Source organism: Algorimicrobium echini (genome assembly GCF_900115185.1).
In the GTDB taxonomy this organism is placed as follows: Bacteria; Bacteroidota; Bacteroidia; order Flavobacteriales; family Flavobacteriaceae; genus Algorimicrobium; species Algorimicrobium echini.
This window is the reverse complement of record NZ_FOVN01000003.1, coordinates 223,750-244,871: the sequence shown is the minus strand read 5'-3', so window position 1 is coordinate 244,871 and position 21,122 is coordinate 223,750. Positions and strand designations below refer to the sequence as shown.

20 protein-coding genes are annotated in these 21,122 nt (G+C 32.5%); 12 read left to right on the top strand and 8 right to left on the bottom strand.

The genetic code is table 11. The features are described 5' to 3' along the window. Positions 1-10: 10 nt before the first annotated feature. Together carB and rpmH are read right to left on the bottom strand one after the other, a co-directional pair. On the bottom strand, positions 11-2,863 hold the full coding sequence (gene carB / locus BM239_RS09835) for a carbamoyl-phosphate synthase large subunit (protein ID WP_092208070.1): 2,853 nt from the start codon (positions 2,861-2,863) through the stop codon (positions 11-13). Between the two features lie 93 nt (positions 2,864-2,956). Next, positions 2,957-3,118, bottom strand: a complete 162-nt coding sequence (rpmH, locus tag BM239_RS09830) for a 50S ribosomal protein L34 (RefSeq protein ID WP_066252696.1) — start codon at positions 3,116-3,118, stop codon at positions 2,957-2,959. A 167-nt stretch (positions 3,119-3,285) separates the two neighbouring features. On the opposite strand from rpmH, the gene BM239_RS09825 reads away from it, so the two are divergent. After that, positions 3,286-4,182 (top strand): DUF6263 family protein, encoded by an 897-nt coding sequence (locus tag BM239_RS09825; RefSeq protein ID WP_092208068.1) that lies wholly within the window; start codon positions 3,286-3,288, stop codon positions 4,180-4,182. Next, the gene (locus BM239_RS09820) at positions 4,172-4,738 is read left to right on the top strand and encodes a hypothetical protein (protein WP_092208066.1); all 567 of its coding nucleotides are present in this window, start codon (positions 4,172-4,174) and stop codon (positions 4,736-4,738) included. The genes BM239_RS09825 and BM239_RS09820 overlap by 11 nt, the downstream gene beginning before the upstream one ends. A gap of 4 nt (positions 4,739-4,742) precedes the next feature. Here BM239_RS09820 and cls read toward each other — a convergent pair whose 3' ends face one another. From cls to BM239_RS09805, 3 genes are read right to left on the bottom strand one after another with little or no spacing between them, the layout of a single operon-like run. Then, on the bottom strand, positions 4,743-6,197 hold the full coding sequence (gene cls, locus BM239_RS09815) for a cardiolipin synthase (RefSeq protein WP_092208064.1): 1,455 nt from the start codon (positions 6,195-6,197) through the stop codon (positions 4,743-4,745). Then, the gene (locus tag BM239_RS09810) at positions 6,197-7,126 is read right to left on the bottom strand and encodes a lytic transglycosylase domain-containing protein (protein ID WP_092208062.1); all 930 of its coding nucleotides are present in this window, start codon (positions 7,124-7,126) and stop codon (positions 6,197-6,199) included. Before BM239_RS09810 ends, cls begins: the two co-directional genes overlap by 1 nt. A 34-nt stretch (positions 7,127-7,160) precedes the next feature. Next, entirely contained in the window at positions 7,161-7,841 is a 681-nt protein-coding gene (locus BM239_RS09805) for an alpha/beta hydrolase (RefSeq protein ID WP_092208060.1), read from the bottom strand. A 116-nt stretch (positions 7,842-7,957) separates the two neighbouring features. Between BM239_RS09805 and BM239_RS09800 the strand changes: the two genes are divergently transcribed. Together BM239_RS09800 and BM239_RS09795 are read left to right on the top strand one after the other, a co-directional pair. Further along, a complete protein-coding gene (locus BM239_RS09800) occupies positions 7,958-8,254 on the top strand; it encodes an N-acetyltransferase (protein WP_177209021.1) in 297 nt (98 codons plus the stop codon). Between the two features lie 115 nt (positions 8,255-8,369). Further along, on the top strand, positions 8,370-9,953 hold the full coding sequence (locus BM239_RS09795) for an ABC transporter substrate-binding protein (RefSeq protein ID WP_092208058.1): 1,584 nt from the start codon (positions 8,370-8,372) through the stop codon (positions 9,951-9,953). Between the two features lie 18 nt (positions 9,954-9,971). Here BM239_RS09795 and BM239_RS09790 read toward each other — a convergent pair whose 3' ends face one another. Together BM239_RS09790 and BM239_RS09785 are read right to left on the bottom strand one after the other, a co-directional pair. Further along, a complete protein-coding gene (locus tag BM239_RS09790; RefSeq protein ID WP_092208056.1) occupies positions 9,972-11,147 on the bottom strand; it encodes a GlmU family protein in 1,176 nt (391 codons plus the stop codon). Between the two features lie 77 nt (positions 11,148-11,224). Further along, complete coding sequence (locus BM239_RS09785; protein ID WP_092208054.1) at positions 11,225-11,476, bottom strand: type B 50S ribosomal protein L31; 252 nt, start codon at positions 11,474-11,476, stop codon at positions 11,225-11,227. Positions 11,477-11,749: 273 nt separating this feature from the next. Between BM239_RS09785 and BM239_RS09780 the strand changes: the two genes are divergently transcribed. The 7 genes from BM239_RS09780 (at position 11,750) to BM239_RS09750 (ending at position 18,668) form a co-directional block, all read left to right on the top strand. After that, the gene (locus BM239_RS09780; RefSeq protein WP_092208052.1) at positions 11,750-12,280 is read left to right on the top strand and encodes a DUF4199 domain-containing protein; all 531 of its coding nucleotides are present in this window, start codon (positions 11,750-11,752) and stop codon (positions 12,278-12,280) included. Between the two features lie 43 nt (positions 12,281-12,323). After that, positions 12,324-13,265, top strand: coding sequence for a glycosyltransferase family 2 protein (locus BM239_RS09775; protein ID WP_092208050.1), 942 nt, complete (start codon positions 12,324-12,326; stop codon positions 13,263-13,265). A gap of 61 nt (positions 13,266-13,326) precedes the next feature. After that, on the top strand, positions 13,327-15,057 hold the full coding sequence (locus BM239_RS09770) for a phospho-sugar mutase (RefSeq protein ID WP_177209020.1): 1,731 nt from the start codon (positions 13,327-13,329) through the stop codon (positions 15,055-15,057). Further along, positions 15,058-16,887 (top strand): ABC transporter ATP-binding protein, encoded by a 1,830-nt coding sequence (locus BM239_RS09765; protein WP_092208048.1) that lies wholly within the window; start codon positions 15,058-15,060, stop codon positions 16,885-16,887. Between the two features lie 168 nt (positions 16,888-17,055). Next, positions 17,056-17,598: an RNA polymerase sigma factor gene (locus tag BM239_RS09760; protein WP_092208046.1), complete on the top strand. Its 543-nt coding sequence runs from the start codon at positions 17,056-17,058 to the stop codon at positions 17,596-17,598. A gap of 31 nt (positions 17,599-17,629) precedes the next feature. Beyond that, complete coding sequence (locus BM239_RS09755) at positions 17,630-18,124, top strand: hypothetical protein (protein WP_092208044.1); 495 nt, start codon at positions 17,630-17,632, stop codon at positions 18,122-18,124. A 94-nt stretch (positions 18,125-18,218) separates the two neighbouring features. Further along, positions 18,219-18,668 carry a hypothetical protein gene (locus BM239_RS09750; protein ID WP_092208042.1) on the top strand — a complete coding sequence of 150 codons (450 nt, stop codon included), beginning with the start codon at positions 18,219-18,221 and terminating at the stop codon, positions 18,666-18,668. A 32-nt stretch (positions 18,669-18,700) separates the two neighbouring features. On the opposite strand, the gene BM239_RS09745 is transcribed toward BM239_RS09750, so the two are convergent. After that, positions 18,701-19,750 (bottom strand): WD40/YVTN/BNR-like repeat-containing protein, encoded by a 1,050-nt coding sequence (locus BM239_RS09745; protein ID WP_092208040.1) that lies wholly within the window; start codon positions 19,748-19,750, stop codon positions 18,701-18,703. A 154-nt stretch (positions 19,751-19,904) separates the two neighbouring features. Here BM239_RS09745 and BM239_RS09740 point away from each other — a divergent pair, with 154 nt between their 5' ends. Continuing rightward, complete coding sequence (locus tag BM239_RS09740; protein WP_092208038.1) at positions 19,905-21,116, top strand: RsmB/NOP family class I SAM-dependent RNA methyltransferase; 1,212 nt, start codon at positions 19,905-19,907, stop codon at positions 21,114-21,116. Positions 21,117-21,122: the final 6 nt, after the last annotated feature.

Sequence of the window (21,122 nt, the reverse complement as noted above, 5' to 3'; positions counted from 1 at the left end):
GATTTCATATTTACTTACTTAAATACATTTTACGTCTTGCATATAAATTATAAAATTCATCATCTTTTAAACTTTCAATAAACAAAATACTTTCGCCTGTACTCTTCATTTCAGGTCCTAATTTTTTATTAACATTAGGAAACTTGTCAAATGAGAAAACAGGTTGTTTTATAGCATAACCTTCCAATTTAGGATTAAAGTCGAAATCGGTTACTTTGTTAACACCTAACATAACTTTGGTTGCGTAATTCACGTATGGTTCGCCATAAGCTTTAGCTATAAACGGAACCGTTCTAGATGCGCGTGGGTTTGCTTCAATTATGTATACAACGTCATCTTTTATTGCAAACTGAATATTAATTAAGCCAACTGTATTTAGTGCCAGTGCAATTTTTTTAGTATGATCTTTTATTTGTTGTATAACCAAATCACCTAAATTAAAAGGAGGTAACACACCATTACTATCACCAGAGTGAATACCGCAAGGCTCAATGTGCTCCATGATACCTATAATGTAAATATTTTCGCCATCACAAATGGCATCTGCTTCTGCTTCTATTGCACCATCTAGATAATGATCCAATAATAATTTGTTGTCTGGCATTTGGCGAAGTAAATCTACCACGTGTTCTTCCAACTCTTTTTTATTGATAACAATTTTCATGCCTTGACCTCCTAAAACATATGACGGTCTTACCAAAATAGGAAAATCTAAAACGTCTGCAATAGCTAGAGCTTCATCGGCATTTGTAGCCACGTCAAATTTAGGATATGGTATGTTATTTTCTTTTAAAATAGTTGAAAAACTCCCTCTATCTTCAGCTAAATCTAAAGCCTTGTAGGTTGTTCCAATTATTTTAATACCGTAACGGTCTAGTTTTTCGGCTAATTTCAGGGCTGTTTGACCACCAAGCTGCACAATAACACCTTCGGGTTTTTCATGTTGAATAATGTCGTAAATATGTTCCCAAAAAACAGGTTCGAAATACAATTTATCGGCAATGTCAAAATCGGTAGAAACTGTTTCAGGGTTACAATTAATCATAATTGTTTCGTAACCGCACTCTGCTGCCGCCAAAACACCATGAACACAACAGTAATCGAATTCAATTCCTTGACCTATTCGGTTTGGACCTGAACCTAAAACAATAATTTTCTTTTTATTGGAAACAATACTTTCGTTGGAAGGAGCTTTTTCGCCATCGGCTAATTCTACTTCGTTTTCAAAAGTAGAGTAATAATATGGTGTTTGCGCTTTAAATTCGGCAGCACAGGTATCTACTAATTTATAAACTCGTTTAATTTTAAACTCTGCTCTTTTAGCATATACTTGACTTTCCAAACAGTTAAGCATATGGGCTATTTGACGATCTCCATACCCTTTTTGTTTGGCTTCAAGAAGCAGTTCACGATTTATAGTTTCAATTGAAAATTTAGAAATCTCCTTTTCTAAATGATATAATTCTTCATATTGCTTTAAGAACCACATATCAATTTTTGTGATCTCATAAATTCGACTTAAAGGAATACCCATTTGAATGGCATCATAAATCACAAAAACTCTGTCCCAACTCGCATTTGTTAGTTTTTCTATAATCTGGTCATAATCTTTATACCCTTTTCCATCAGCACCTAAACCGTTACGTTTAATTTCAAGGGACTGAGTTGCTTTATGTAGGGCTTCTTGAAATGAACGTCCAATTGCCATGACTTCGCCAACTGCTTTCATTTGGAGGCCTAAGGTTCTATCAGAACCTTCAAATTTATCAAAATTCCAGCGTGGTATTTTAACCACAACATAATCAATAGTTGGCTCAAATAAGGCAGATGTAGAGCCGGTAATTTGATTTGTTAATTCATCTAAATTATAACCAATGGCTAATTTAGAGGCTACTTTTGCAATAGGATAACCCGTTGCTTTACTTGCTAAAGCTGACGAGCGCGATACACGCGGATTAATTTCAATGGCAATAATATCTTCGTTATTATCCGGACTTACAGCAAATTGCACATTACAACCACCAGCAAAATCTCCAATACTTCGCATCATATGAATTGCCATATCACGCATTCGTTGAAACGTTTTATCTGATAAAGTCATTGCTGGAGCTACCGTAATGGAATCGCCAGTATGAATACCCATTGGATCCATATTTTCAATGGTACAGATAATCACAACGTTGTCATTTTTATCACGCAATAATTCCAATTCATATTCTTTCCATCCCAAAAGTGCTTTATCAATCATTACTTCATGAATTGGCGAAATTTCCAATCCACGTGTCAATAATTCATCAAAATCTTCTTCTTTGTAAACAATAGAAGCTCCTGCACCACCCAGTGTATAAGAGGCTCTAATAACAAGAGGGAAACCAAATTCTTGAGCAATTTCTTTACCTTTTAAGTATGAAGTTGCTGTTGCTTGAGGTGCCATTGGCACACCAATTTTTAACATAAGCTCTCGAAACTGCTCACGATCTTCAGTGATATTAATAGCTTCAATATCAACACCTATTAACTTAACATCAAAATCCTTCCAAATACCTTTCTCTTCGGCTTCAATAGCTAAATTAAGAGCTGTTTGCCCACCCATTGTTGGAAGAACAGCGTCAATTTGCGGATGCTCTTTTAAAATTTTTACAATGGATTTTGTAGTTAACGGTAATAAGTAAACATGATCTGCCATGGAAGGGTCAGTCATGATGGTTGCTGGGTTAGAATTGATTAGAATGGTTTCAATTCCATCTTCTCTTAAAGAACGGAGTGCTTGTGTTCCAGAATAATCAAATTCACAAGCTTGACCAATAACTATGGGACCTGAACCTATAAGCAGAACGGAATTTATGTTTTTGTTTTTAGGCATTTTAAAATTTTTTTGCAAAAGTAGTTAACGAATGGGTATAAAAAAAGGCGTTACCAATTTGGAACACCTTTATATATTAACAATTGTTAATCATTATTTTTTATGTCTTAATTCAGAAGATACAGATATTTTCTTTCTCCCTTTAGCTCTTCTACGAGCAAGGACTTTTCTTCCATTAGCACTAGCCATTCTCTCTCTGAAACCATGCTTGTTTTTTCTTTTTCTTTTTGACGGCTGAAATGTTCTTTTACTCATTACTTATATCTTTAAAGTCTTCTTAATATCTTTTAACCTTGTTTTGGGTTCTATCCCTAAAACTGCGTGCAAATATACAAACCCTTTTTTATTTAACAAACCTTATTTTAAAAATATTTTTTAGATAAAAATTTAGTTTCTTTGCAGTCCTTATAAAAGGCAGAAAAATGCAAAAAATTTTAGCAACTAGTCTATTACTGATCAACTTATTAGCTAGTAATACCTATGCACAAACGCAGTTGCAATATAAACTTAAAATTGGTGATAGCATACTTGTTCATCAACAAGCTAACCAGAAAATTACGCAGGATATTGATGGAATTATGCAACAAATGACAAATGTTTTAGAGAGTAAATTTGTTTTGGTTGTAAAAAAAGTAACCGATAGCTCTTATATTTTAGATTTCAATTATAAGCTTTTTAAACTACTATCAAGTTCGAATACATATGGCGAAATTTTTTCTATAGACACTTCTGCTGATTTTGAGAAAGACAATATGGAAGCAGCTATTTTCTCGGGATTAACGCAGTCCAAACTTAAAATAGAACTTTTAAAAACAGGAAAAATAATAGCTGTTCGTGGAACTACACAATTAATTAACAACATGATGGAACGAGCTGGTATTCAAGACGAATTTACAAAGCAAATTATGATTGAAGAAATGAAGAAAGAATTTGGTAGTAAAAGTCTTTCTGATAGTTTTGAGCAATTTACCTTTATTTATCCAACAAAGAAAGTCGTTGTTAATGAAAGTTGGAAAAATGACTTCACGGGTGAAATAGAAAGCGAAAACATTTGGACGCTGAAAGCTGTTAGTCCCAATATAGATATACAAGGTGTGGCTCATGTTTCTATAAATTCTGTTGAAGAAAATTACAATATGGTTCTAAATGGCGACCAAAAAACGCATATTTCAGCTGATGTAAAAACGGGCGTTGTAAAAACTATGTCTGTGACTTCTAAAACTCGAGGTAACACTGTATCTTTGCAAAATAATTCAATAAAAATACCAACAACAATAAATTCTGTTACAACCTATAAAACGAAACTTTATGTACAATAAAAATATAAAATTAATTATAGCCATAGGAATCATTGGATATGCCATTTATCAATTTATTGAAGGCAACATTGGCAATGGCATTATGTTTATACTACTTTCTTTAATTTTTATATTTCTATATTTTAAGAATGAATTTATTCTTTTAGCCTTTTTAAAACTTCGGAAGCAAGATTTTGAAGGTGCCAAAAAATGGTTGGATAAAATTAAAAACCCAAGTAGTGCTTTAGTGCAAAAACAAGAAGGATATTACTATTATTTACATGGCATCATGGTTTCACAAACAAACATGAATGAAGCTGAAAAACATTTCAAAAAAGCTATTGGTTTAGGCTTATCTATGGATCATGATTTGGCTATGGCTAAATTAAACTTGGCAGGTATAGCGTTTACTAAAAATAGAAAAAACGAATCTAAATTACTCCTTAAAGAAGCCGAAAAACTAGACAAACGTAACATGCTTTCTGAACAGATTAAAATGATGAAAGAGAACATGAAACGCTCTCAAGGCCCTAACCAACATTATGGCCAAAATCAAATGCGTGGTAAAAGACGTTAAGCTGTTATAGTAACGGCGACCAAAGACGACAATAAGATTCTTTTAATTTGCTAAATTTAGTACGTTGTTGCCAAGTTTCTAAAGTGAGTTCTTCACTATCGTTTAAATCCTCTAGAAATATATTTTTTAGTTCGATGCTTGTTTTCTTGTTATAAATAAGCGCATTGATTTCAAAATTAATATTGAAACTTCTATAATCTAAATTGGCGGTTCCAATAGTTGAAAATAAATCATCAACAACCATTGTTTTTGCATGAATAAAACCTTTGGTATAACGATATACTTTTACTTGAGCTTCTAGCAAACGTTCTAAATACGAATTTGTAGCGTGCTTTGCCGTCCAAGAATCAGAAGTCTTTGGAATTAACAAACGGACATCTAAACCACTCTTTGCTGCTATCTGTAACGAAGTAATTATTTCATCATTAGGAATAAAATAGGGTGTCGTTACATATACATAATCTTCTGCCGTATTTATGGCCACAAAAATAGCTTCCATAATATTAGCCCAATCGGTATCAGGCCCACTAGCTGCAATTTGTACGGCATTAATTGAATCTACTGCCACATCTGGAAATAATTCAGAAGAAATTTTACAACTTGAATTTGATACAAAATCCCATGTTAATAAAAAATGGACTTGCAAGGGCTTTAAAGCTTCTCCTACTATACGCAAGTGTGTATCTCGCCAATAGGAATCACCGTTTTTATAGTTTACATAGTTATCTGATACATTAATCCCACCAACATAACCTACTTTACCATCAATAATAGCTATTTTTCTATGATTTCTATAATTCATCTTACCTGTAAAACTGGGAAATAAAACAGGCATAAACGCATAGAATTCAACACCACTTTTAGTCATTCTTCTTTTAGTTTTCGATGAAATTTTACTTCCAACGTCATCAAAACTCAAACGGACTTTTATACCTTCTGAAGCTTTATCACACAAAATATTTATAAGTTCTGTACCTATATTATCATCTTTTAGAATATAATATTCTAAATGAATGTGGTGTTTAGCGTGTTTTAGGTCCTCAAATAATAAATCAAATTTATCTTTTGCATTTTTAATAATTTGAAGTTCATTATGTAAAGTTACAGGTGTGTTTTTATTATTATTGAGTAAATTAACCAACTTGATCTTTTCGTCTAAAAAATCATCTAATTTATGCAACTGGCTTTCACTCAACTCAAAATCTTTGCCTAATTTTTGTACTATTTTTTCGTTGAGTACATTTTTTCTATTAAATATTTTATTCTTCCGATATTCTTGGCCAAAAAAGTAATAAACAATTAAACCTAAAAAAGGAAAAACCACTAAAACCAATATATAAGATAAGGTTTTAGTGGGATTTATATTCTTTAATAATATAGTTGATGCTGCAGAAATTGCTAACGCATAATTTAAAACAATTATGATGACCCAAATATTATCTTTTAAAAAATCTAACATTAAGGTTTAGAAGAATAATAGCCGTCTTGCGGAATTTCAATAAAATAATTTTTTCTTGATTTGTTATTTAAATGCGGCTCTCGTAACCATGGGTTATGAATTTTCAAAATTTTATAATTAATTTTAAAACTTTCTGCAAAAGCGGTAAAATCTGACACGGCTGTATCTACTGCTACTTTATATGTCGGCACATTAGTATATAGGTCTTTATCTCTAAAATTAAAACCATATTTATCAGCATTTGTTAAAATTTCTTTCAGTGCTACAATTCGAAACATATAACGTCCGGTTTCTTCACCTAAAAGTAAATCGTAATAGTCCGTAACATTCTGTTCCTCCAAACGTCTAGAAATTCCAGACATTCCCGCATTATAAGCTGCAGCTGCCAAGGTCCATGAGCCTAGTTTTTCTTTTGATTTCTTTAAATAATCACAAGCAACCTCTGTAGACATTTCAAGATTATAACGTTCATCCACATTATCATTTACCTCCAAACCATATTCGCGAGCAGTTGCAGGCATAATTTGCCAAACACCTCTTGCACCAGCAGGTGACACAGCATTCGTTAAACCACTTTCTATAACTGCTAGATATTTAAAGTCATCTGGGACGCCATGCTTGGCTAAAATAGGCTCAATAATTGGAAAATATTTTTTAGCTCGCTTAAACATAAGCAACCCATTAGACTGCCAATAGGTATTTACTAATAATTCACGATCCATTCGCTCATAAATATCTGGATCTTTTAATGGAAGTGGCTCTCCCGCAAAATCTAAATTTTCAGGGATTTGCAAGGCATAAACATTATAATCGTTTATTAATTGTTTTTCAAAATTTTCGTCTGTTTTAGCGTTTTGCTGCGCAAAAATAAACAAGACTGTTAAACTTAACAATCCCATTAGCACCAACACTTTCTTTATCAATTTCATATCTGTAAGTTTTTGTTTAAAGTTATAAAAAAAATCAACATGATTCTATAGAACCTTCTAAAATAAGTTGCGGTAAATACTTATTAAACCATCGGTATTTGTTAAGAATCATTATATGCGTACCATTTTCAACTGTTATGCATTTTTGTATATGTCTGTAGGGAAAAACATTATCCAAAGAGCCATGAATATGTATTAAGCCGCTTGGTGATTCTTCTTGATTCCAACAAACCATTTCTTTAACAGCCCAATTTATGTACTTTGGATTGGTAACCGAAAGATATTTTTTATACAATTCTACTCTTTTTTTAACCGTTTCGCCCAGTGCGTATTTTGCTAGCAAATCTATATTACCAATTAATGATGCTGGAAACAACTTATATGCTTTAGTAGCACGCATTATTTTTAACCGATTGGGCATTTCATGTTTGTTTTTTATGCTTGATATAATGATTAAGCGTTTCAAATTTAAATACTTACTCATTTCTTGAACTAAAACTCCACCAAAAGACACACCAATTAAGGCAACATTTTTTTCAGTTATTTGTTGCGCCATACGTAGCGCATAATTTGAAAGCGTTTCATTAACGTTAGGAATTTGCCATTCTAACCAATGAATTTTAAAATCTGTTTGAGGCAATTTAATATGCTCAAAAATACTAGGATTAGCAGCCATTCCAGGCATAAAATAAACATGTACTATATCTTGATTCATAAGGCATTAAAAGCGTTTATTAGTACGTATCACAATAATTTTTCGTAAATTTGTGTTACAAAACTATATAAAAATAGTTTTCACTCCCTATAATTCCGTTGATTAAAAAGAATATTATGATAGAAGAACATGAACTCATTGACAATGACTTTTTGCGCCAGTTTGAATTAAAAATTGATGATCAACTTGCAAAAATTGAATATTCACTTCAAGAACGAAAAATATTTTTAACAAAGCTTATTATACCTGAAGACTTGTTTTCAGAAACATTTCAAAACGAATTTATTATAACAGTCTTTAAACACATTCAAGAACGAAATTTAAGCGTTGTTCCAACAAGCCCTGAAATAGCTAAATTTATTAGAAAAAATAGGCAGTACAAAAGCATGCTTCCTGTTGGTGTCCGTATTTAATTTTCGTACCACTATGCTTTTTTTTTGATAAAACATTTGTAAAAAATGTATTTTTATCAAAAAATCATGATTCTTATAATTTTTGGCTAATTTAAGATGTTTCTTACCTAAAAGAATGAAATACATTTTTATACTTTTTTTGCTTTTTTTAGGCTGTTCTCCTAACCATAAAGAATTACCAAATATTTTCCGTTATAATGAGCATAAAAACATCAGTTCGTTAGATCCTGCTTTCTCTAAAGATCTAGCTGATATATGGGCTACCAATCAACTTTTTAACGGGTTGGTTGAAATGGATGATAGTTTACACGTAAAACCAAGTATTGCCAAAACTTGGAGCATTTCAGATAGCGCTAAAACATATACTTTTAATTTACGAAACGATGTCTACTTCCATCACCACAATCTATTTGGTGACGACTCAACAAGAACGGTAAACGCCTCCGATTTTGTATATAGTTTTAACCGACTAAAAGACAAACAAGTTGCCTCACCAGGAAGTTGGGTTTTAAACAAGGTTGCTGATTTTTATGCGGTAAACGATTCTGTTTTCGAAATAAAACTTTCACAGTCCTTTCCCGCGTTTTTAGGCTTACTAACCATGAAATACTGTTCTGTTGTTCCTAAAGAAATTGTAGAACATTATGGCAACGATTTCAGATCAAACCCCATTGGTACTGGCCCTTTTAAATTTAAACGTTGGGAGGAAAATTTAAAACTCGTTTTTAGAAAAAACACTACTTATTTTGAAACGGATAATCAAGGTAATAATTTACCGTATTTAGAAGCTATTGCAATAACATTTCTTCCAGATAAGCAAAGTGAATTTTTACAATTTGCACAAGGGAATTTAGACTATGTATCTGGTTTAGATGCATCCTACAAAGATGAAATTCTAACAGCAAATGGAAACCTTCGCGCTAATTATACCCAAACAGTAAACATGATTCGTGGACCGTATTTAAATACGGAATATTTGGCATTTTATATGGATTCTGAAATAACAGAAATTCAATCTGAATACATCAGAAAAGCCGTAAATTATGGTTTTGATAGAGAAAAAATGATGATTTACCTTCGTAATGGTGTTGGCATTCCAGCCCATGGTGGCTTTATTCCAAAAGGATTACCTGGATACAATCAAGAGGTAGGGTTTAATTATGAGCCTGAAAAAGCGAAAGACTATGTTGAGCTATTTAAAACAGAAACAGGCATTAAAAACCCTGAAATAACAATTACAACCACTAGTAATTATTTAAGTTTCTGTGAATATATTCAACGTGAACTTCAAAAAACAGGGCTTTTAGTTGCTGTTAATGTTATTCCTGCATCCAGCTTAAAAGATTCTAAAGCAAATGGAAAATTAGATATGTTTCGTGCCAGTTGGGTTGCAGATTATCCTGATGCAGAAAATTATTTATCACTCTATTACAGTAAAAATTTTGCGCCTAATGGACCAAATTATACACACTATAAAAATGACCAGTTTGATACTTGGTACGAACAAGCTTTTACAGAAACCAATACCGTTAAAAGAGAACAACTTTACACTCAAATGGATAGTCTTGTAATGACTTCAGCTCCAATTGTGCCCATGTTTTATGATGAAGTGGTACGATTTACTAGAAAAAATATTACTGGTTTGGGCATCAACCCTATAAATTTATTGGATTTAAAACGGGTAAAAAAAGTAGATTAAACCATGTATTTAAAAGGTTTATTCGCGCCTAAATCGTTTAGTTTCTTCAAAAACATGTTCTAATATGGCGGCATCTTGAGCGGTAAATTCTATATCACGCCTTGACATAACAACTTTAGCCACTTCAAAGGCCTTTTTGGTTAAATAGGTTGTAAAACCATTACTTCCACCCCAAGAAAAACTAGGTACAAAGTTTCGAGGAAAACCACTTCCAAAAATATTAGCACTTACACCAACTACAGTTCCAGTATTAAACATGGTATTTATACCACATTTACTATGATCACCCATCATGAGACCACAGAATTGTAAACCTGTTTTTGCAAAGCTTTCAGTTTGGTAATCCCAAAGACGTACTTCCGCATAATTATTTTTTAAATTCGAATTATTGGTATCTGCACCTAGGTTACACCATTCCCCTAAAACAGAATTTCCTAAAAAGCCATCATGACCTTTGTTAGAATATCCAAAAATTACCGAATTCGTTACCTCACCGCCTACTTTGCTATGAGGCCCAACCGTTGTAGGTCCATAAATTTTGGAGGCCATTTTTACAGTTGCATGTTCACATAACGCAAAAGGTCCACGAATTACGCTCCCTTCCATAATTTCAGCATCTTTAGCAATATATATGGGACCATTTGTTGCATTTAACGTAACAAAATCTAGTTTAGCACCAGGTTCTATAAAAATAGATTCTGAATGAATGGTATTGACTGTTGCTGGAATAGGTTGCGATTTTCTATTGGCTGTTAATAGTTCAAAATCATCTTGAATGGCATCGCCATTTTTAGAAAAAATATCCCATGTATTTTCAACTTTTAACAGTGAATCTGTATATTCAATAGCTTCATATGTTCCAAAATCCACTTCTTCTTGAGATTCTTTTGTAAAAAACGCTATAACATCTTCATCCTTAAAAATAGCTTGGTTTTCACTTAAATCTTTTATCATAGCCACCAATTCTTCATTGGGCAAATAGGAAGCATTAATCATAACATTCTGCTCCATTTCAACCATAGGGTATTTGTCTGCTAAATAATCTTCTGTTACCGTAGTGGTGGTAGAATCTAAATATGTTTCCCACTTTTCACGAATGGTTAAAATACCAATGCGAATATCTGCAACAGGACGAGTATAAGTAAATGGTAACAAATTATTCCGCGAAGGACCATCAAAAAGTATATAGTTCATGAGAAAAGCGTTTTGGTAAAAATAAAAAAAGCCTTTCAATAGTTGAAAGGCTTTTAAAAATATATTTTGATCTAAATTTATTTTTTAAATTTAGCGTATTTCGTTTTAAACTTATCAATACGACCAGCTGTATCTATTAATTTAGATTTACCAGTGTAAAAAGGGTGTGATGTTCTAGAAATTTCCATTTTAATTAATGGATATTCAACACCGTCCACTTCTAATGTTTCGTTTGTGTTTGCAGTAGATTTTGTTAAAAAAACATCGTCGTTAGACATGTCTTTAAACGCTACTACTCTATAATTTTCTGGATGTATCTCTTTTTTCATCGCTAAATGCTTTAATATCTTAACTTTTTCGAGGTGCAAATTTAAGCAATTTTAATAACTATGCAATACTTTTTTAATTTATTTATTATTAATCCATCACAATAGTAAATCTAAATATTTATCTATTTAGAATCGTATCACTTCTACGGCTACGTTAACTTATATAATTACGAAAGTAAAAATAACCAATAGTGATTATTTAATCTACCGTTTATTGTAACGTTTTGTTATATTTGTTTACTAACTTTTTAAAATCAACTAAAAAATACTATCATGGAAACTTCTACTAAATCAATTGCAATTAATTATGGACTCTATTTAGGCGGAATATTAGCACTACTAACAGTTATTGCTTATGCTGTTAATTTAGATTTATTTACAAAATGGTGGTTCGGAATAGCTATGATGATTTTGGTCATTGTTTTGGGTATTATGTCATCAATGAAATCAAGAAACCTCCTTAATGGCTTTATTAGCTTCAAAGGTGCCTTTTCATCATTTTTCCTAACCGTACTAATTGGTTTATTAATCAGCACGGTTGTAAGCTACGTAATTTTTAATATTGTAGATCCAGAAGCTGCTGGCATTTTGCAAGAAAAAATTATGGCATCACAAGTTGAAATGATGCGTAATTTTGGTGCTCCAGAAGAGTCTATTGCACAAGTAGTTGAAGAAATGGAAAAGCAAGAAAACATGTACTCTATTGGTAATATTCTACAAGCTTTGGCATTTCAACTTGTAGGGTTTAGTATTGTTGGACTTATTGTTGCATTGGTTGTAAAAAAAGAAGATGTCCAAGCTTAAATAATTTCGTTACTTTTGGTGTTTTACCTTTGAAAACAGATACATGAATATATCAGTAGTCATACCACTACTTAACGAACGAGAATCTTTAATAGAATTACATGATTGGATTGCAGATGTTATGCAGTCCAATCATTTTTCTTATGAAATACTTTTTATTGATGATGGTAGTACCGATGGCTCTTGGGAAACAATCCAACAGCTTTCAGAAAATAATAAAGCTGTTAAAGGCATTCAGTTTTTAAGGAATTTTGGAAAATCGCAAGCCTTACATGCCGGTTTTGATAAAGCTTTAGGCGATGTTATTATTACCATGGATGCCGATCTTCAAGACAATCCAGAAGAGATTCCAGAATTATATAACATGATTACTTCAGATGGCTTTGATATGGTTTCCGGCTGGAAAAAAAAGCGCTACGATTCTGTACTTTCTAAAAATATGCCTTCAAAATTATTCAATTGGGCAGCTAGAAAAACATCTGGTGTAAAACTACACGATTTTAATTGTGGCCTAAAAGCTTACAAGCACAATGTGGTTAAAAACATTGATGTAAATGGTGAAATGCATCGCTATATTCCTGTTTTAGCAAAAAATGCTGGCTTTACAAAAATTGGCGAAAAAATAGTCCAACATCAGGCTAGAAAATATGGCGAAACCAAATTTGGCATGGATCGGTTTATTCATGGTTTTCTAGATTTAATTACCATTTGGTTTATTTCTAGGTTTGGTAGAAGGCCCATGCACCTATTCGGCGCTTTAGGGGTAATGATGTTTGCCATTGGGTTTGCTTTTTCTTTATATCTAGGTATTGATAAACTATTTTTAAATCCCGACGGACGATTAATAACTGACAGACCACAGTTCTTTATAGCTTTAGTAACCATGATTATTGGTACTCAATTTTTTGTTGCAGGCTTTTTAGGCGAAATTATCTTACGAACTAAAGAAAACAGAAAACGGTATTTAATAAAAGATGCTATATAGTACTTATTAAACTTCCTTTCTTTTTAAATTCCGTACTTTTGTACGCTATTTTGTTAAAACTATGATACACATTAAACCTGAATTATTATCGCGTGTAAACTCTTGGTTAACGCCTACTTTTGACGAAGAAACTCAAGATTATATTAAAAATTTAATAGCCACCAATCCAACCGAATTGCAAGAAGCTTTCTACAAAGATTTAGAATTTGGAACTGGTGGAATGCGAGGCATTATGGGAATAGGTACTAACCGAATTAACAAATATACCCTTGGAAGAAACACTCAAGGTTTAAGCAATTATTTAAAAGAACATTTTCTTGGCGAAATTATTAAAGTCGCTATTGCTTTCGATTGCCGACATAATAGTCAAAATTTAGCAAAACTGGTAGCTAACGTATTTTCTGCCAACAACATAGAAGTGTTTTTATTCGAAGATTTAAGACCTACTCCCGAATTATCATTTACACTAAAACATTTAAAGTGTCACTGTGGTATTGTATTAACAGCTTCTCACAATCCGCCAGAATACAACGGATTTAAAGTGTACTGGCAGGATGGTGGTCAGTTGGTTCCACCACAAGATACCGAAATCATTGCGGAAATAAATAGATTAGAATATTCCGAAATTAATTTTAAGGCTCAAGAACAACTAATAAATTATATCGGCGAAGCTTTAGATAATGTATTCATCAATGCGTCGGTTAAAAATGGTAGTTTTAATACCAGTCAGGAAGCCAAAGACAATCTGAATATTGTTTTCACCTCACTACATGGCACATCCATTACTATTATTCCAGAAACCCTAAAACGTGCTGGTTATAATCATGTACACATCGTTAAAGAACAAGCCAAGCCTGACGGAAATTTCCCAACGGTAAAATCGCCAAACCCTGAAGAACCTGCAGCCTTAAAAATGGCTTTAGAATTAGCAGAACAAGTTAAGGCTGATATTGTTATTGGAACCGATCCAGATAGCGACCGTGTTGGTGTAGCTGTCAGAGATTTAAATAATAACATGATTATCTTAAATGGCAATCAGGCCATGATAATTATGACAGAGTTTTTGTTAAAGCAATGGAAAACCGCTAACAGAATTAAAGGCAAAGAATTTATTGGTTCTACCATTGTATCTACACCCATGATGCAAAAGTTAGCAGATGCTTATCAGGTTGAATGTAAAATTGGCTTAACCGGTTTTAAGTGGATTGCTAAAATGATAAAAGATTTTCCAGAGCTTGATTTTATTGGTGGTGGCGAAGAAAGTTTTGGTTTTATGGTTGGCGACTTTGTACGCGACAAAGATGCTGTTACCGCTACCCTTTTAGCTTGCGAAATTGCAGCCCAAGCTAAAGCTGAAGGTCGTTCAGTTTATCAGTCATTAATTAATATTTATAAAGAACATGGATTTTATAAGGAGCGTTTAATTTCCATGACAAAAAAAGGAATTGAAGGTGCAAAAGAAATAGAACAAATGATGTATGACGCACGTGAAAACCCTTTAAAAACAGTAAATGGTTCTAAAGTCATAAAAATTGAAGACTACCTATTATCGCAATCTAAACAAATTAAAAATGGACATATTGAACAAATTCACGTTCCAAAATCCAATGTCCTTATTTATTATTTAGAAGACGGTAGTCAAATTGCATTAAGACCTAGTGGAACCGAACCAAAAATTAAGTTCTACATTAGCGTAAATACCAACTTAGACAATGTGTCAGCGTTTCAAGCAACGGAACAGAAATTGGAAAATAAAATTGATGCAATTGTGAAAGACATGAATCTAAATTAGATGAAAAAAATAATAAAGCAACTACTCCCATTTATTAAAACATATAAAAAGCACGTTTTTCTAAACGTTATTTTTAATATTCTAAATGCTCTATTTACAACCCTTTCCTTTGTGGCATTAATTCCAATGCTTAATGTTCTGTTTGATAAAACTACTAGAGTAACTGAAACACCTGTTTGGAATGGTATTGGCGATTTAAAGGACTATGCTAATGATATGCTTAACTTTAAAATAAGTGGTTATCTCGATGGGAATAATGCACAAATGGCTTTAATTATAGTCATCATCATTGTTATCTCAACGTTTGCTCTAAAAAACCTATTTGGATATTTAGCAAGCCAGCATGTTATGTACCTTAAAAACGGTGTTTTAACGGATTTACGTAATGATATGTATGACAATATTATCAACCTGCCTTTAAAGTTCTATTCAAAAAGACAGAAGGGAGATGTTATGGCACGTATTTTAGGCGATATTGGTGAAATGCAAAATTCCCTATTTATTGTTTTAGAGCTAATTGTTAGAGAGCCTTTAAATATCATTTTTGCATTAGGAACCATGTTTTATATTAATTGGCGCTTATCCTTATTTGTTTTAATTTTTATTCCAACTGCTGGATTTATTATTTCCAGAATAGGAAAAAGACTTAAAAGTGAATCTTTAACGGCACAACAAGAATCTGGCAGACTAATTTCAATTGTAGAAGAAACATTAACAGGTTTAAAAATTGTAAAAAGCTATAATGCAGAACCTATTTTTAAAGAGAACTTCAGAAATTCAGCAGGAAAACTTCTTAAACTCTCCAATAGCATAGGACTTAAAAACAATTTAGCAGGACCTGTAAGTGAAATATTAGGGATTATAACTATTGCAGTATTATTATGGTATGGTGGTAAGTTAGTACTTATAGACCAAGTCATTGAAGGCACCACTTTTATTGGCTTTATGCTTTTAGCTTATGGTATTTTAACACCTGCTAAAGCTATTAGTAAAGCAAGTTATAAGGTTAAAAATGGTATGGCAGCAGCCGATCGTGTTTTTGAAATCTTACACGAGAAAGATAACATGCAAGATAAGCCAAACGCAATTGAGTTTAAGGATTTTAAAGATCGTGTTTCAATAAACAATATTTCCTTTAAGTACGATAATGATTTAGTTCTTAAAGATTTTAGTGTAGAAGTAGAAAAAGGTAAAACAGTAGCGCTTGTAGGACAATCTGGAAGCGGTAAAAGCACTATAGCTAATTTAGTAACTCGTTTTTATGATGTAAATGAAGGCGATATTTCTATTGATGGTATTAATATTAAGGACATGACTAAAAAATCCTTAAGAGACCACATGGGATTAGTAACACAGGACTCCATATTATTTAATGAATCCATAAAAAACAATATTCTAATTGGAAAACCTGGTGCGTCAGACGCTGAAGTTATAGACGCCTTAAAAATTGCTAATGCCTGGGAGTTTGTGAAAGAGTTACCTAATGGCATAAATACCAATGTTGGTGATGCTGGTAATAATTTTTCTGGTGGCCAAAAACAGCGTTTAAGTATTGCAAGAGCTGTCCTGAAAAACCCACCAATTATGATTCTAGATGAAGCTACTTCAGCTTTAGATACGGAAAGTGAACGTTTGGTTCAAGTGGCTTTAGAAAATATGATGAAGAACCGTACATCCATTGTTATTGCCCACCGTTTATCCACTATCCAAAATGCAAACTTAATTGTAGTAATGCAACACGGACAAATAGTAGAACAAGGTACTCACACCGAGCTTATGGTTAAAAATGGTATGTACCGTAGGTTGGTAGACATGCAGAGTTTTGAATAGGTTTTCAAGCAGTATGACTCTTAAAAATGAGGCTATTTCAAATTACTTTTCCACATAAAATAACTGGTAACTTTTATTAAACACAACACTCCTTGAGCACTGAAAACTTATTTTAAAAGTCTCATTAAACTTTTTTACCTTTTATAAGTCTAAAGTAAAAATCAAATTGTGATTACCGAAGCCCAATTAGTAGCCAATTTAAAATCTGAAAGCACACGCCATGTGGCTTTCAATGAATTGGTATCGCAATATAAAGAACGACTATATTGGCATATTCGGCATATCGTAAAATCGCATGACGACACAGATGATGTTTTACAAAATACCTTTATAAAAATCTATAGAAATATTAATAGTTTTAAAGGCGATAGTAAATTATTTTCATGGATGTACCGGATTGCAACCAATGAAGCGCTTACCTTTATCAATAAACGAGCCAAGCAAATGCAAGTTTCCAATGAAGAGGTTCAGAATTTAGCGATTCAAAACATGCAATCGGACGTTTATTTTGAAGGGGAAGCTATTCAACTCAAATTACAACGTGCCATTGCTAAATTACCAGAAAAACAACAATTGGTTTTTAATATGAAATATTTTCAGGATTTAAAATATAAAGACATGTCTGAGATTTTAGAAACCAGTGAAGGCGCTTTAAAAGCCTCCTATCATATAGCCGTAAAAAAAGTTGAAGACTATCTACTTAATGATTAAACCTTTAAAAGAATTTTGAGTCTAAACAGTAATGAAAAACAGTAAATTACATACCCTTAAAAAATCAGGTTTTAAAACACCAGATAATTACTTTGAAACCTTTGAGGAAAGACTTTTGAGTGACATTTCACTCAAAGAGAAAAGTAAGACATCAGGTTTTAAAGTACCTGAAAATTATTTTGAAACATTTCAGGTAGCAGAGCTTAATAACAAAACAAATAAAAAAACAGAAACCAAAGTTATTCCGCTCTATTCCAAAAAAGCATGGTTATATGTTGCTAGTATTGCTGCCATTGCTGTTTTAATGATTACAATGCCCGACTTTAATAAATCAGTCAATTTTTCATCTTTAGATAACGAAAGTATTGAAAATTATATCCTTTCAAATGATTACGAATCAGCAACCTTTAACAACCTTATTTTAGACCCATCTACTTTTGAAGATGCCATTTATAATGAAGCCTTAAGTGATGTGTCATTAGAAAGCTATTTATATAATAATACGGATATTGAAGATTTTGAATAACAACAAAACCTGCATTAATACAAGCATACTAAAAAGTTTTTCTCACGAATAATTGAGCAATAACTCCAAGTAGGTTTTTTATAAAAACAATCACATGAAACAGACAATTTTAATACTAATAACGGCACTGATAAGCACAGTTGGTTTTTCTCAAAACAGAGATGATCATCATGAAAAAATTAAAACGTTGAAAGTAGCTTATATAACCGAAAAATTAAATCTCACTCAAACAGAAGCGCAAAAATTCTGGCCTATTTACAATACGTTTGAAGATAGTTATGACGCGCTTCGAGATGCGAGTTCAGCTAAACGTAAAAACATTGACGTTGATAATTTAACAGAAAATGAAGCCAAAATATTAATTAACGAAATGCGTGAACTGTCTAACAAAAGACATCAGTTATTTCAAAAATATATGACTGACTTGTTAACTGTATTACCAGCAAAAAAAGTAGTTTTACTAAAAAAAGTAGAAGACGATTTTAAACGAAAAATGTTTGAAGAATATAAAAATCGTCACAAAAAATCTAAAAAAACACCATGATATAAAAAAGCAGCACTCAAGCTGCTTTTTTATTATCTTTTAAACACAACTTTACTCACTCTTCCCTTTCCAGACGCATAGGCAATACTATCATTTAAAAAACGAATAGAATAAAACCCTTCATCGGTTACATGTGTCCAAGTCGTTCCATTATCGTTGGAATAGTCCATACCTTTAAATCCAACAGCTAGCAATTCTTTTCCATCACTGTTTGGAATATATTGAATACAACTACGATAACCTGGCTCTTTATTTTCAGCAACCAACTCCCACGTTTTACCGCCATCTATAGTCCTAATTTTATTTGCTGAATTATCATCAGGCTTTGTATAATCACCTCCAATTCCAAAACCAACCATCTCATCATAAAAATCTATGGAATATAAACCAGTTGTTTCTAAACCTTGAATAATAGGTGTATTAATTGCTTCCCAGCTTTTACCTTTATCACCAGAATATAAAACAGTACTAACCTTCCCTCCTGTTGCAACCCATGTTTTAGATCCTTTAACCACAATATTCGTGTTACTAGCTGCAAAAGCAGCGGAACCATGACTTGCATCCGGCAATTCATCACACGGAATTTTTTGCCAAGTTTTACCAGCATCTCTCGTAATAATAATACTCAAACAAGTATCAGTAGCATCACCAATGGCAATACCCTCTTGTTTATTCCAAAACGCCATGGCATCATAAAACACCTTTTCATGAACTTCTTTATAAACCAATTCCATGGTACCTGAATTGGAAGTTTTAAACAATAGTGCTGGATTTCCAACACTTAACATGAAAAAATCTTCTGAATTATTCCCAATAGCTCTAAATTCTAGATTAAGAGAATCGTGTGTTTGTTCAGAAATTAACCACGTATTTGATTCCATATTATACAATCCATAGGTATTGTTATTAGCGCCAAAGGCTAGACTTTTAGAATCTAAAATTTCTAAAGCACGAATGCTTAGGGTAGAATCGTTTAAAATCGTTTCAATTTCTACTCTTGAAATAGGTTTCCAAGGCTTTTCAGAGTCATTATTACAGCTAAAAAGTGAGAGTGCCGTTAGTGCTAGAAAAAAAAATTTCATACTTATTATTTTTCATAAAAATAGAAAAGCTAAACGAATATTTAGATAAACTTCCAAAGAAATAAAGTTTATGTACCTTTGCATGCTTTTAAACAACTAAAAAGTATCCTGATTTTTTAATTATTAACTTCAGAATGCTTCACACATATAAAAAATGCGATTACACAGAAACTTATGTTTTGCCGTAATAGACGGTTTAACACTTATATTTAACGAAGGAAAATATGCTGATAAAGTTATTCAGCAACTATTAAAACGCGATAAACGCTGGGGAAGTCGTGATCGTGGTTTTGTAGCCGAAACAACTTACGAAATCGTACGTTGGAAACGTTTATACACAGAAATTGCTGAAGTAAAAGAACCCTATAGCCGCGAAGATTTATGGCGCGTTTTTGCTGTTTGGGCAACCTTAAGAGGCCTAAAATTACCAGATTGGAAATACTTTGAAAACACACCGTCACGTAAAATTAAAGGCCGTTTTGATGAGCTTTCTAAAATTAGAAAATTCAAAGAATCTATCCCAGACTGGATGGACGAACTGGGCGTTAAAGAATTAGGTGAAGCGGCATGGACAAAAGAAATTGCTGCTTTAAATGAGCAAGCAGATGTTGTTTTGCGTGTTAATACACTTAAAACAACTAAAGAAAAACTACAAGCGGAATTATTTGATTTAGAAATTGATTCGGAATTCATTAAAGATTACCCAAATGCTTTAAGACTAAAAGAACGTGCTAATGTGTTTACAACTGATGCCTTTAAAAATGGGCATTTTGAAGTTCAGGATGCATCATCACAATTAGTTGCTGAATTTTTAAATGTAGAACCAGGTATGCGTGTAGTTGATACCTGTGCTGGAGCTGGTGGAAAAACATTGCATTTAGCATCCCTAATGGATAATAAAGGACAAATTATTGCACTGGATATTTATGCCAATAAACTCAATGAACTAAAACGTCGCGCCAAGCGAAATGGTGCACATAATATTGAACCAAGGCATATAGATTCAACAAAAGTTATTAAAAAACTTTATGATAAAGCCGATCGGGTTTTGATTGATGCACCGTGTTCGGGTTTAGGTGTTTTAAAAAGAAATCCAGATGCTAAATGGAAATTAGAACCTGAATTTTTAGATAATATAAAAAAAACACAGCAAGAAATCCTTCAACAATATTCACGAATTGTAAAGTCTGGCGGACAACTAGTTTATGCTACTTGCTCTGTTTTACCATCCGAAAACCAAAATCAAGTTAACACATTTTTAGCATCGGAATCTGGAAAAGATTTTACATTTGTAAAAGAGAATAAAGTACTCGCGTCTAAAACTGGTTTCGACGGGTTTTATATGGCATTACTTCAAAAGAAATAAAAAATT